General features: G+C 70.6%; 12 protein-coding genes. 2 read left to right on the forward strand and 10 right to left on the reverse strand.

Annotated features, from left to right (window positions below; translation table 11 throughout):
• Nucleotides 1-39: 39 nt before the first annotated feature.
• From G545_RS0101060 to purB, 4 genes are all read right to left on the reverse strand, one after another.
• Nucleotides 40-2853 carry a 2-oxoglutarate dehydrogenase E1 component gene (locus G545_RS0101060; protein ID WP_027068770.1) on the reverse strand — a complete coding sequence of 938 codons (2814 nt, stop codon included), beginning with the start codon at nucleotides 2851-2853 and terminating at the stop codon, nucleotides 40-42.
• A gap of 180 nt (nucleotides 2854-3033) precedes the next feature.
• A complete protein-coding gene (locus G545_RS0101065; protein ID WP_027068771.1) occupies nucleotides 3034-3936 on the reverse strand; it encodes a GNAT family N-acetyltransferase in 903 nt (300 codons plus the stop codon).
• 3 nt (nucleotides 3937-3939) lie between these two features.
• A complete protein-coding gene (locus tag G545_RS0101070; RefSeq protein WP_081677678.1) occupies nucleotides 3940-5070 on the reverse strand; it encodes a ribosomal protein uL16 3-hydroxylase in 1131 nt (376 codons plus the stop codon).
• Between the two features lie 73 nt (nucleotides 5071-5143).
• A complete protein-coding gene (purB, locus tag G545_RS0101075; protein ID WP_027068773.1) occupies nucleotides 5144-6523 on the reverse strand; it encodes an adenylosuccinate lyase in 1380 nt (459 codons plus the stop codon).
• 116 nt (nucleotides 6524-6639) lie between these two features.
• Between purB and G545_RS0101080 the strand changes: the two genes are divergently transcribed.
• Entirely contained in the window at nucleotides 6640-8031 is a 1392-nt protein-coding gene (locus tag G545_RS0101080; RefSeq protein WP_027068774.1) for a class II fumarate hydratase, read from the forward strand.
• Between the two features lie 15 nt (nucleotides 8032-8046).
• Here G545_RS0101080 and G545_RS13115 read toward each other — a convergent pair whose 3' ends face one another.
• From G545_RS13115 to G545_RS0101110, 6 genes are read right to left on the reverse strand one after another with little or no spacing between them, the layout of a single operon-like run.
• Complete coding sequence (locus G545_RS13115) at nucleotides 8047-8757, reverse strand: YggN family protein (RefSeq protein WP_197050177.1); 711 nt, start codon at nucleotides 8755-8757, stop codon at nucleotides 8047-8049.
• Nucleotides 8758-8773: 16 nt separating this feature from the next.
• A complete protein-coding gene (locus G545_RS0101090) occupies nucleotides 8774-9427 on the reverse strand; it encodes a hypothetical protein (protein ID WP_027068775.1) in 654 nt (217 codons plus the stop codon).
• A 26-nt stretch (nucleotides 9428-9453) separates the two neighbouring features.
• Complete coding sequence (locus tag G545_RS0101095) at nucleotides 9454-10488, reverse strand: hypothetical protein (RefSeq protein ID WP_231553152.1); 1035 nt, start codon at nucleotides 10486-10488, stop codon at nucleotides 9454-9456.
• Nucleotides 10485-11345 (reverse strand): ABC transporter ATP-binding protein, encoded by an 861-nt coding sequence (locus G545_RS0101100; protein ID WP_027068777.1) that lies wholly within the window; start codon nucleotides 11343-11345, stop codon nucleotides 10485-10487. The genes G545_RS0101095 and G545_RS0101100 overlap by 4 nt, the downstream gene beginning before the upstream one ends.
• Entirely contained in the window at nucleotides 11345-11710 is a 366-nt protein-coding gene (locus G545_RS0101105; RefSeq protein ID WP_027068778.1) for a GntR family transcriptional regulator, read from the reverse strand. Before G545_RS0101105 ends, G545_RS0101100 begins: the two co-directional genes overlap by 1 nt.
• Before the next feature lie 3 nt (nucleotides 11711-11713).
• Nucleotides 11714-12016 carry a hypothetical protein gene (locus G545_RS0101110; protein WP_027068779.1) on the reverse strand — a complete coding sequence of 101 codons (303 nt, stop codon included), beginning with the start codon at nucleotides 12014-12016 and terminating at the stop codon, nucleotides 11714-11716.
• Nucleotides 12017-12181: 165 nt separating this feature from the next.
• Here G545_RS0101110 and G545_RS0101115 point away from each other — a divergent pair, with 165 nt between their 5' ends.
• A complete protein-coding gene (locus G545_RS0101115; RefSeq protein WP_027068780.1) occupies nucleotides 12182-13129 on the forward strand; it encodes an FKBP-type peptidyl-prolyl cis-trans isomerase in 948 nt (315 codons plus the stop codon).
• Nucleotides 13130-13172 lie beyond the last annotated feature (43 nt).

Genomic DNA, 13172 nt, shown 5'->3' on the forward strand with positions numbered 1-13172 from the left:
TGGGTGGCGGGTGCCGCGGCGGTGCCGCGGCCGGCAGGATCAGTCGGTGGGGTTCTCGCCGCGGAGCGGGTTGACCAGGGCATCGGCGACCAGCCGCTCCTGCTCGACCACGTGGTCGGCGAAGTGGCCGACGGCGGGCGAGGGGGAGCGGGAACGGCCGGCGTAGTTCAGGCCCTGGCCCTCGGCCAGGCAGTGCGTCAGGTGGTGGCGGATCTGGTACCACGCGCCCTGGTTCTGCGGTTCTTCCTGGCACCAGACCACGTCGGCCTGCGGGAACCGCGCCAGCTCGGCGGCCAGTTCCTCGCGCGGGAACGGGTAGAGCTGTTCGACGCGGACCAGTGCGACGTCCTCGACGCCGCGCTTCTGCGCCTCCTCGAGCAGGTCGTAGTAGACCTTGCCGCCGCACACCACCACCCGCTTGACCTTCTTCGGGTCGGCGGAGGCGTCCGGGATCAGCTTCTGGAACCCGCCGTCGGACAGCTCGGCCAGCGACGAGACCGCCAGCTTGTGGCGCAGCAGCGACTTGGGGGTCATCACCACCAGCGGCTTGCGCACCTGCATGTGCATCTGGCGGCGGATCATGTGGAAGGCCTGGGCCGGGGTGGTCGGGGTGCAGACCACCATGTTGTCCAGCGCGCACAGCTGCAGGAAGCGCTCCAGGCGCGCCGAGCTGTGCTCCGGGCCCTGGCCCTCGTAGCCGTGGGGCAGGAACAGCGCCAGCCCGCACAGGCGGCCCCACTTGGCCTCGCCGGAGGACAGGAACTGGTCGATGACCACCTGCGCGCCGTTGGCGAAGTCGCCGAACTGGGCCTCCCAGATGTCCAGGGTGTTCGGGTCGGCGGTCGCGTAGCCGTACTCGAACGCCATCACCGCTTCCTCGCTGAGCAGCGAGTCGATGATGGTCACGTCCGACGGCTCCTGGACCAGCTCGCGCAGGGGCAGGTAGTAGTCGTCGGTGGTCTGCTCGTGCAGGATCGCGTGGCGGTGGAAGAAGGTGCCGCGGCCGCTGTCCTGGCCTACCAGGCGCAGCTTGTAGCCCTCGCTGAGCAGGGTGGCGTAGGCGAGGTTCTCGGCGAAGCCCCAGTCACCCGGCAGCTCGCCGGCGGCCATCTTGCGGCGGTCGGCGTAGATCTTGTCCACGCGCGCGTGCAGCTTGATCGACTCGGGGATCGTGGTGATGCGCTGCGCGAGCTGGCCCAGGTGGTCGCGGTCGAACCGGGTATCGACCGGGTCGGCGAGCTTGCCGCGCATGAAGCGGCTCCAGTCCACGGTGAACTCGTCCGGCTTGACCGTGACCACGTCGGTGGTGACCTCGCCGGCGTCGAGCTTGTCGCGGTAGGCGTCGACGAGTGCCTTCGCCTCGTCGCCGTCGATCACGCCCTCGTCGATCAGCTTGCGGGCGTACAGCTCGCGCGGCACCGGGTGCTTGCGGATCACCTGGTACATCAGCGGCTGGGTGGCGGCCGGCTCGTCGGCCTCGTTGTGGCCGTTGCGGCGGTAGCAGACCAGGTCGATGACCACGTCCTTGCCGAAGGTGTTGCGGAAGTCCAGCGCCAGCTCGGCGCAGAAGACCACCGCCTCCGGGTCGTCGCCGTTCACGTGCAGGATCGGCGCGCCGACCATCTTGGCCACGTCGGTGCAGTACAGCGTGGAGCGGGCGTCCTCGGTCTCGCTGGTGGTGAAGCCGACCTGGTTGTTGATGACGATGTGGACCGTGCCGCCGACGCGGAAGCCGCGGGCCTGCGACATCTGGAACAGCTCCATCACCACGCCCTGGCCGGCGAACGCGGCGTCACCATGGATCAGCACCGGCAGCACCTGCTTGCGCGCGGCATCGCCGCCGCGGCGGGTCTGGCGCGAGCGCACCGAGCCGGCGACCACCGGGTCGACGATCTCCAGGTGCGAGGGATTGAAGGCCAGCGCCAGGTGGACCGGGCCACCCGGGGTCGCGACGTCGGCGCTGTAGCCCATGTGGTACTTCACGTCGCCCGCCGAGGCCAGCTCGTTGTGCTCGAACTTGCCCTCGAACTCGTCGAACAGCTTGCGCGGCGGCTTGCCCAGGGTGTTGACCAGTACGTTGAGCCGGCCGCGGTGGGCCATGCCGATCACCACTTCCTGGCCGCCCTGCTCGCCGGCGCGGCGGATGGTGGTGTCCATCAGCGGGATCAGCGCGTCGCCGCCTTCCAGCGAGAAGCGCTTCTGGCCCACGTACTTGGTGCCCAGGTAGCGCTCCAGGCCGTCGGCCGCGACCAGGCGCTCGAGGATGCGCTTCTTCTGCTCGGGGGTCCGGCCGTAGTTGCCGCCCGCCGCCTCCAGGCGACGGTAGATCCAGCGGCGCTGGTCGGCCTCGGCGATGTGCATGAACTCCGCGCCGATCGAGCCGGTGTAGGTGGACCGGAGCAGCTTGAACAGGTCGCCCAGCTTCATCCGGTCGTTGCCCGCGACGCCGCCGGTGCTGAATTCGTCGCCCAGGTCGCTGCCCGACAGGCCGTGGAAGCCCAGCTCCAGGTCCGGTGCCTCGACCCGCTTGGCCAGGCCCAGCGGATCGAGGTTGGCGCCCAGGTGGCCGCGCGAGCGGTAGGCGGTGATGAGGCGGCCGACGTGGCGCTCGCGCTCGTCGCTGGTGGTCGCCGCTGCGCGGCCGGCACCGCGCGCGGCTTCCTGGATCGCAGCGCGGACCGCGGAGTGCGGGACGTCGCCGGCCTCGCGGCCCTTGAGGCCGTCGAAGTACCTGCGCCACCCGTCGTCGAGGCTTTCGGGGGCGACGAGGTACTGCTCGTACAGGTCTTCGAGATAGGCGGCGTTGGCGCCGAGCTGGGAGGTCTGGGCGAACTGCTTCAGGAGGCTGGTCACGATGTGGGGGCGACTCGAGTGGGGTGGGTGGGCACCCGAGGCACTCTTGGTGCCTGTTCAGGTACTCAAGACCGCCGATTATAGCCCTCGTGGCCGTGCCGGCGGCGGCAAAAAGTGGCGAAACGGAAGGATTGTTCCGCGGATGGGGGCTTCCGGTTCGTTCAGGTTCAGCCCGGCGCGTCAGATGCCGAGCGCACGGAACTCGGAGCAGGGCCGCGCCCGCTCCCAGAACGGGTCGAACACCGCCGTGAGCTGGCGGGCACGGGCGGGCCGGTCGGGGGAGGTCTCGCCCTCGGGCCGGTTGCCCAGCGGCCGGAACAGCCAGCCCCCGGTGTCGCTCGCCACGAACGCCGACGGATACGCGCGGTCGACCTGCTCCTCCACCGCCCGGAACGAAATCGCGGTCGGCAGGCGCTGCCCGAGTTCGATCAGCGGCGAAAGCGCCTGCCGCGCCGCAAGCGGCTCCTGCAGCAGGATGCGGATGCTGCCGCGGCGGATCGCCAGGCGCCGCACCGCCTCGACCACTTCCGGCCGGTCGAACACGCCCGGGTCCAGGTCGCGGCTGTAGACGACGAGCGCCCGGCGCGCGCCGGCGACCACCCCCAGGGTGGCGGCGACCAGTGCCCGCCGGTCGCCGATCGTGCCGGGAGCGCGCAGGTTGCGCCGCATCAGCAGGTGGTCGATGCCGGCGTCGTCGAAGTGGTCGCCCTCGGGCAGGAAGCCGGCGCGCGCGTAGAACCCGATCGCATGCACCTGCGCGGCAAGCGTGACGTCGGGCCATCCGGACTCGCGGGCGCGATCCACCAGCGCAGCCAGGATCGCCTCGCCGACGCCGCGCCCCCGCCACTGCGGCAGCACGGCCATGCGGCCGATGCTGTGCTTCGGGGTCAGCCGTCCGGTGCCGATCGGGTTCCCGGCCCCGTCCAGGGCGAGCACGTGCTGGCTGGCGGGGTCGAGGTCGTCCCACTCCAGCTCCAGCGGGACCTTCTGTTCCTGCACGAACACCGGCTCGCGCACCCGCCGCAGGAGGGGCGCCGCGGCCTCGTAGTCGACATGCTCGATGCGGAAGCCGGCATCGGCCATGGGTCAGTCCTCATCGATGGGGAGCAGGAAATGGCCGGCCTGGACCAGCTGGTGCAGGCACTGGCGCCCGGCCGGGGAAAGCGCCTCGAACGCATCCAGGTCGAATTCGTGCGCATTGGCCAGCAGGCGTGCGTCGGCGGCGGGGACCGGCCACGCCTCGCCATTGGCGAACAGCGTCGCGTCTTCGCCGTCGCCGTGCCAGGCCAGCCGCGACCAGGGATGGCGCTGCAGGGGGACGCCGGCCGCGAGCGCCTGCTCCACCTGGTCCGGCGGCGGCAGGCCAGGGGCGGGCGCGACCTCGACCGCGCTGCGGTACGTGGTGATGAAGCGGCCGAACCACTCGGCCAGCGCGTCCGGCTCCGCCCTCAGGGCTTCCAGCGCGCGGCCGACCCGGTCCAGCGCGGAAGCGTCGATCCGGGCCGGATCGTCCGGCACCGCCAGGTCGGGGTCGGAGTAGCGGACCGCCTCGTCGGCCGTGGCGAGCAGGTGGTCGGCGTAGTCGCCCAGCAGTTCGGCGGCGGAGGGGGCCCGCATGCCGACCGAGAAGGTCAGGCAGGCGTCCTCGGCGACGCCGTGGTGGGGCACCCCGGGTGGCAGGTAGAGCATGTCGCCAGGCGCGAGTACCCAGTCGTGCGTGGGGCTGAATTCGCGCAACAGCCGGAGCTCCACGTCGTCGCGGAAGCCGGTCGGCGGATTCGGGCCGGCGTCGACCTGCCAGCGGCGGTGGCCCTGCGCCTGGAGCAGGAAGACGTCGTACTGGTCGACGTGCGCGCCGACCGAGCCGCCGGGCGCGGCGAAGGACACCATGATGTCGTCCAGCCGCCAGCGCGGCAGGAAGCGGAAATGCTCCAGCAGGGCCGCGATGTCCGGGTCCCACTTGTCCACGTCCTGCACCAGCAGCGTCCAGTCGTGGCCGGGCAGGCCGGGAAAACGGGATTCGGGGAACGGCCCGGTCTCGACGGTCCAGGCATCACGCTGGCGGTCGTGCTGGACGATCCGGGCAAGTACCCCGTCCTCGCAGGCCAGCCCGGCGAGGTCCTCCGGTTCGATCGGCGAGCGGTAGTCCGGGAACGCACCACGAACCAGCAATGGCCGCTTCTGCCAGTAGTCGCGCAGGAACACCGCGGGCGGCATGCCCAGCGGGTGCTGCCCGGCCGCGTCGACCTCGATCGGGTGCGCGCCGTCGGCGGCCGGCCGGGAGGGCACCTCAGATCTCCCGCGCCAGCCGTGCGGCAAGGCCGGTGTAGCTGCCCGGGGTCATCTCTAGCAGGCGCTGCCGGGCGTCGGCCGGCAGCTCGAGTCCCTCGATGAAGCGCCGCATGGACTCCGGGGTGATGCCCTGGCCGCGGGTCAGCTCCTTGAGCTGCTCGTAGGGGTTGGGCAGGCCGTGCCGGCGCATCACTGTCTGCACCGCTTCGGCCAGGACTTCCCAGGACGCGTCCAGGTCGGCGGCCAGGCGCTCCGGGTTGGCGGAAAGCTTGCCCAGCCCGCGGGCAAGTGCGTCGTAGCCGACCAGGGCGTGCCCGAAGGCGGTGCCCAGCGCGCGCAGGGTGGTGGAGTCGGTGAGGTCGCGCTGCCAGCGGCTGACCGGCAGCTTGGACGCGAAGTGGCCCAGCAGCGCGTTGGCGATGCCGAAGTTGCCCTCGGCGTTCTCGAAGTCGATCGGGTTGACCTTGTGGGGCATGGTCGAGCTGCCGACCTCGCCCGCCTTCAGCGCCTGCTTGAAGTAGCCCAGCGAGATGTAGCCCCAGATGTCGCGGCACAGGTCGATGGCGATGGTGTCGATCCGCGCCTGCGCGTCGCACAGCTCGGCCACGCCGTCGTGCGGCTCGATCTGGGTGGTGTAGGCCTGCCAGTCCAGCCCCAGGCCGGTGACGAAGCGCTCGGAGAACGCCGGCCAGTCCACCTCGGGGTAGGCGGCTACGTGGGCGTTGTAGTTGCCGACCGCGCCGTTGATCTTGCCCGGCATCGGGACCGAGGCCAGGACCTCGCGCTGGCGGCGCAGGCGCGCGACCACGTTGGCCAGTTCCTTGCCGACCGTGGTCGGCGAGGCGGTCTGCCCATGGGTGCGCGAGAGCATCGGGAGCTCCGCCAGCTCGTGGGCCATCGAGCGCAGGGTGGCGAGCACGGCGTCCAGCGCCGGCAGCATCACCTCGTCGCGTGCCTGGCGCAGCATCAGCGCGTACGACAGGTTATTGATGTCCTCGCTGGTGCAGGCGAAGTGCACGAACTCCAGCGCCGGCGCCAGTTCCGCGTCGTCGCGCAGGCGCTCCTTGACCAGGTACTCGACCGCCTTGACGTCGTGGTTGGTGGTGCGCTCGATCTCCTTGACCCGCGCCGCGTCCTCGACGGTGAGCCCGTCGGCCAGCGCCCGCAGCCGCGCCACCGCCTCGCCGGAGAACGGCTCCAGTTCGGTGATGCCCGGTTCGGCGGCCAGCGCCAGCAGCCACTCGACCTCGACCCGTACCCGGGCCCGGATCAGCCCGTATTCGGAGAACACCGGCCGCAGCGCATCCACCTTCCCGGCGTACCGGCCATCGAGCGGGGACAGGGCGAGCAGGCGGTTGTGGACGTCGGGGCTGGACATGGCATCTGCGGTTCGGGCGGGGCGCGCATTCTACCGTGCGCATCCGCGGGCACGCCCACGGGCCGCCGCCCGTGCGGCGGGTATGCTCGGCCGGTCCCCTTCCCAGGAGAGAAGCCATGGCCCGCAAGGACCACCGCATCGAACACGACAGCATGGGCGAGCTGGAGGTGCCGGCCGACGCGCTGTGGGGCGCCCAGACCCAGCGCGCGGTGCAGAACTTCCCCATTTCCGGCCGGCCGATGCCGCGCGGATTCATCCGCGGGCTGGGCCTGGTCAAGGCCGCGGCGGCGGAGGTCAACGGCGCGCTGGGGCTGCTGCCGAAGGGACGGGCGGCGGCGATCCGCAAGGCGGCGCTCGAGGTCGCGGACGGCCGCCACGACGGCCAGTTCCCGGTCGACATCTACCAGACCGGTTCCGGCACCTCCAGCAACATGAATGCCAACGAGGTGATCGCGGCGCTGGCCTCGCGCTCGGTGCGTGGCAAGCCGATCCACCCCAACGACGACGTCAACCATGGCCAGAGTTCCAACGACGTGGTTCCCACCGCGCTGCGGGTCTCCGCGCAGCTGGCCGTGGTCGAGGACCTGGTGCCCTCCCTGCGGCACCTGAGGAAGGTCATCGACCGCCGCGCGCGTTCGCTGTCGAAGGTGACCAAGACCGGCAGGACGCACCTGATGGACGCGATGCCGCTGACCTTCGGGCAGGAGCTCTCGACCTGGTCGGCGCAGCTGGAATCGGCGCAGGCGCGGATCGAGGACAGCCTCAAGCGCCTGCGCCGGCTCCCGCTGGGCGGCACTGCCATCGGCACGGGCATCAACGCCGACCCGCGTTTCGGCGAACAGGTGGCCAAAGCGCTGTCGAAACTCGCCGGGACCCGCTTCGAGTCGGCGGGGAACAAGTTCGAGGGCCTGGCCAGCCAGGACGACGCGGTCGAGCTTTCCGGCCAGCTCAATGCCTTGGCCGTGGCCCTGATGAAGATCGCCAACGACCTGCGCTGGATGAACTCCGGGCCGCTGGCCGGCTTGGGCGAGGTCGAGCTGCCTGCGCTGCAGCCGGGCAGCTCGATCATGCCCGGCAAGGTCAACCCGGTGATGCCGGAGGCGGCCTGCATGGTCTGCGCCCAGGTGATGGGCCACCACGCGGCGATCACCGTGGCCGGGCAGAGCGGCAACTTCCAGCTCAACGTGATGCTGCCGCTCATCGCCAGCAACCTGCTGGACGGCATCGGCCTGCTGTCGAATACGATGCGCCTGCTGGCCGATACCAACATCGCCGGGATGAAGGTGCGGAAGGACGTGGTGGCGCGGGCGCTGGACCGGAATCCGATCCTGGTCACCGCGCTCAACCCGGTGATCGGCTACGAGAAGGCGGCGGGCATCGCCAAGCAGGCCTACCGCGAGGGCAGGCCCGTGCTGGAGGTGGCGGTGGAGGCGACCGGGATGCCGGAGCAGGAGCTGCGCCGGCTGCTGGATCCCGCCGTGCTCGCGCGTGGCGGGATCGTTGGCTAGCGTTCCTGCGCCGGCTTACGGAGCGGTCGCCGCCGCGGCGGGGTCGTCGCCGCGGCCCTCCCCGGCGGCCGAGCCACTGCCGCAGTCCTCGAGGTCCTCGGCGGTCATGGTCGCGTAGGGACGGAACTCCGGCAGGCTCCCGGCCAGCCGCTGCTGCGTGTCGAGCATTGCCGGGAGCCGCTCGCACAGGCGCATGGCCTCGGCTTCCAGCTTGGCGGCCTCGGCCTCGATGCGCCGGCCGAACTCCTCGGTCTCGCCGCGGAACACGCTGCCCAGCGCATCACGGGCGGCCTGGATGCCCAGGTCGGCCCCCTTGACCCCCATCGCCATGCCGGCTTCGACCAGCGCCACCACGTGGCCGCGGTACTCGAGCAGGAGTTCGCGCTGCTCCGGCGTGGTCGCGACCTCACTGCCCCCGACCAGCAGGTCGCCATCGGGGCTGATTTCGGCTTCCGGCAAGGGGTTGCCATCGGCGTCGACCGGCGTGCGGCCGCGCACCTTCGCCCCCCCGATGTAAAGGTTGGTGTCACCACCGATGCCGATGTTCTCGGTGGCCATCTTTTCGCGCGCCTCGCCCAGGGCCTTGTCGATGGTGCGGCCCAGCGCGGTGCTGGCTTCGGTGCCGGTGGACGGGGAGCCCGTGCCGGGCGGGTCGCCACTGCAGGCCACCATCCACGGTGCAGTCACGAGGCAGGCCACGAGGGCGAAACGGTGGGTAAGGGTCATGGTCGGGTCCTCGCGTTCAGAGGGAAGCAAATTCCTGGCGGACCACCTGCGCGCAGTCGTCCACCCCGTCCGGGCCGAGCGTCGCGTAGGGCTGGAACTGCGGCAGGCTGGAAGCGAGCTGCTGCTGCGCGACCCGCACCGCGGGCAGCTCGTTGCAGATCTCCAGCACGGCCGGCTCGACCTGCTGCCTCACCATGCGCTCGATGCGGCGTTCCATGCGCCCGGTCATGGCGCTGAACAGCAGGCCGACCCACGAGGAATCGCCGATCTCGGCCAGCGTCGCCTCGGCGGTGCGCTGTCCGATATCGATGCCCCGGGTCGCGATGTCCAGTACCTGCCCGCGGTAGGCCAGGAGCTGGCGGCGCTGCTCCGCGTCGATCTCCTGCGCCTCGCCTTCGATCAGGAAGTCGCCCTGCGGCGTGATCTCGGCGCGGGGCAGTTCGCCGGCTTCCTCGCCGTCGTGGCGGGAGAACCGGAGGCTGTTGTCGATCCGCAGGTTTTCGGTGGCCAGTTTGCGCCTGGCCTCGGCCAGCTCGGCGCGGACTTCCTCGCGCGCATCGCGCATCTCCTGGCGGATCTCGGCGTTGATGCCGGCGGGGGATGGGTCCCCTGCCTGCGCCGCCAGCGGCAGCAGCAGGCACAGGGCAAGGGTGGCGTGGCGAATGTCCATGTGCGTCTCCTCGGCAATCCGGCAGGTCAGCCTTCGTCGCGCCAGCGGCGCAGGCGGATGGCGATGTAGATCATCACGGCGCCGGCAACGGCACCGATCCAGGTGCCGGGCTGCAGGAAGATGCCGTACATCCACTGCAGCGACAGCAGCTGCTCGGCACGCTCGATGTCGTTGCCGCCGAACTCCGCCGTGCGGTAGAGCACGTCGCTGCCGGGTACGGTGCCAAGCAGCAGGCGGCCGACCACGTTGCGCCAGAACCAGCTGCCGTCGAGCTGGAACAGCTCCATGATGTCGAACCAGGTCACCAGCAGGCCGGTGATCACCGGCACCGCCGTCGCCCACAGGAACGGCTTGCTGCGCGCCCAGGCCGAGCACAGCAGCAGCCAGCCGACGGTCGGCAGCGCCCAGACCGCGTAGACCGGCACCCAGGCCAGCAGGCCGAAGGCGATCCGCAGCGGGTGCGACTGCGCCCAAAGCAGGGTGAACGGGTTCCCGCCGAACATCATCACCATGACGCTCATGAGGACCAGGAAGCCGAACATGGTGACCACGGCCGCGAGCACCGCCAGCACGGGGGCAACCACGACCGCGCTGGCGACCTTGGACAGGACGGTCTGCGCGTCGGAGATCGGCAGCGACTTCCAGAACAGCACGCTGCGGTCCTTGCGGTCGTCGTACAGCGCTCCCAGGCAGTAGAAGAACACCACGAAGGTGAGCACGATGAACGGCCAGGCCGAGCTCATGATCAGCGACCAGTCCAGGCCCAGCGCCAGCTGCTCGGCGTCGGAGGGGGACATCTCCCGGGTCAGCATGCCCAGGTCGACGCCGTTGATCTGGATGTCGCCTGCAGCGGCGGCGCGGTTGAGCATCACCACGCCGACGATGGCCGCCATCACGGCCAGCGCCAGGGAGATCCCGCCGGCGATCAGCGGCGCCCAGAGGAACCCGCCCTTGTGTTCCCAGTACTCGCGCCGGAGCAGCAGGCGGAAACGGTTGGTGGGGTGGGTGGAATGCGTCCCGCCGGCGGGGGCGGGCACGGTGCTGGTGTCCACGGCGTTCATTCGTAGGTCCCCTTCATGGTGGCGACGAAAAGGTCGGCCAGGCCCGGCGTCCGGGCCTCGCCCAGGGGCGTGAGCCGCTCGCGCGGCACGCCGTCGAAGAGCATCACGGTCTTGCCGAAGGGCAGGGCGCGCTCGTCGACCGGCTTCAGCTCGCGCGCGGCGGTGGCCTGGCCTTCGGCGACCAGGACCTCGGTGAAGCGCTCGCTGACTTCCTCCATCCCGCTGTCGAGGACGATCCTGCCGTCGCGGATGAACATCACGTCGGTGAGGATGTGCTCGACCTCCTCGACCTGGTGGGTGGTGATGAGGATGGTCTTCTGTTCGTCGAAGTAGTCCTCCAGCAGGCGCTGGTAGAACTGCTTGCGGTAGAGGATGTCCAGGCCCAGGGTCGGCTCGTCGAGCACCAGCAGCCGGGCGTCGATCGCCATCACCAGCGCCAGGTGGAGCTGGACGATCATGCCCTTGGACAGCTCGCGCACCCGCATCTGCGGGGAGAGCTTGGTGCCGGCCAGGAAGCGCTCGCAGCGGGCGCGGTCGAAGCGCGGGTGGACCCCGGCGACGAACTCGATCGCCTCGCGGACCCGGATCCAGCGCGGCAGCACCGCCACGTCGGCGATGAAGCACACGTCCCGCATCAGTTCGTCGCGTTCGGTGCGCGGGTCCTTGCCCAGTACCGAGAGGCTGCCGTCGAAGGGGATCAGGCCCAGCATCGCCTTGAGCGCGGTGGTCTTGCCGGCGCCGTTGGGGCCGATCAGGCCGACGATGCGGCCGGCGGGGATCCGGAACGAGGCCGAGTCCAGCGCGACGGTGTTCTTGTAGGCCTTGCGCAGGCCGTTGGCATTGACTACGGCGTCCATCACGCGTCCCCCTTCAGCGGTGCGAGCAGCTTCTCGGCGTCCAGGCCGAGGCGGGCGATCCGTTCCAGGACCGCGGGCCACTCCTCGGTCAGGAAGCGGTTGCGCTCGTTCTCGAGCAGCTTGCGGGAGGCTTCTTCAGTGACATACATGCCTAGACCCCTGCGTTTTTCGACGAGTGCCTCGTCCGCCAGTTCCTGGTAGGCGCGCGAGACGGTGATGGGATTGAGCTGGTACTCGGCGGCGACCTGGCGGACGGAGGGCAGGGCATCGCCGGGCTTGAGCACGCCGTCGAGCATCATTTCGATGACCCGCTCCTTCAGCTGCCGGTAGATGGGAGCGCCATCGCTCCATTGGACTGCGGTCATGGGTCAACCCCGCGGGAGGAAGGTGAAGTAGGGCATTGCGATCCTTCGATGGACATGGCGGACGCCGGTGGTACCCGAGCGTCCAGCGGTGGATGGGTCGTCGGGGCCGCCATCGATCGCGGCCTCGACCGGAGCGCCGGCGCGCTCCAGCGCGGCCAGGAGCGTGGACGCGGGGCCGGTGGCGTCCGTCGCCGGTGCCTGGGCGTGCCCCGGGGTCTCGAGGGGCGACGCCGACACCAGCGCCACCACCAGTACGGCGCCGGCCATGGCCAGCGCGGTGAGGTTGTTGTGCAGCCTGCGGTCCATCCGGGGTGCCCTCGTGGATAGGTGTTGTAGCGAACTATAACACCAACTTCCGAGCCGTCAACACCCGGCGGATGGCCGCCCTTCAGCGGTCGTTGCCCCGGCGCCGAAGGCCCGCGACAATAGCCGGTCGACACAGCCGGTCACCGGCACACAGGAGTCCCCCGGATGAAGCTTTTCGTGCGCGGCGCCGCCGCGATCGTGGCCAGCGTCGTGCTGTTCGGCGGCGTGTCCGTACCCCACGCCCTTGCCCAGCAGGAGGTCGTGCTGGACAGCGAGCGCGACAGGGTCAGCTACATGGTTGGCCATGACATCGGGCGCAGCCTGCGTCCCGCCGCGTCCGACATCGACCTGGACGCCTTCGAGCGTGCCGTGCGGCACGCCGTGGCCGGGGGCGAGCCCCTGATCTCGCCGGAGGACGCCGAGCAGGTCGGGCAGGGACTGCTGATGAAGATGGCGCAGGCGGCCGGACAGGCGCCGGCGGACCTGGAAGTGCCCGCGATCGACCCGGAGAAGGCCGGCCTGCTGTTCGGCGCCGACATCGGCCGTTCGCTGGAGCCGCTGGCGGGCGACGTGGACCTCGACATCGCGATGCGGGCGATGCGCGCGACCTTCGCCGGGCAGCAGCCGGCGATGGACGAGGCGGCGCTGGACAGCACCCGCAGCGCCTTCGGCGCGCGCATGCAGGCGATCGCCGCCGAGCAGATGCAGGCCGTGGCCGAGGAGAACCGCGCCGAGGGCGAGGCATTCCTGGCGGAGAACCGCACGCAGAAGGGCGTGTTCACCACCGGGTCCGGGCTGCAGTACCGCGTGCTGCGCCAGGGGGCCGGCCAGCGCCCGACCGCCGGTTCGAGGGTGCGCGTGAATTACGAAGGCTCGCTGCTGGACGGCACCGTCTTCGACAGCTCCTACGAGCGCGGACAGCCGGCCGAGTTCGGCCTGCAGCAGGTCATCCCGGGCTGGACCGAGGGCCTGCAGCTGATGCCGGTGGGCGCGAAGTACCGCTTCTGGATCCCGGGCGAGCTCGGCTACGGCCGCAACGGCACGCCGGGTGGTCCGATCGGCCCCAACGCCACGCTGGTGTTCGACGTCGAACTGCAGGCGATCGTCGAATAACCCGGTAGTACCCGCGCTCCTCCGCGGCGGGCAACAAGGAAGG

This window comes from Lysobacter defluvii IMMIB APB-9 = DSM 18482, from assembly GCF_000423325.1.
Taxonomy (GTDB): domain Bacteria; phylum Pseudomonadota; class Gammaproteobacteria; order Xanthomonadales; family Xanthomonadaceae; genus Novilysobacter; species Novilysobacter defluvii.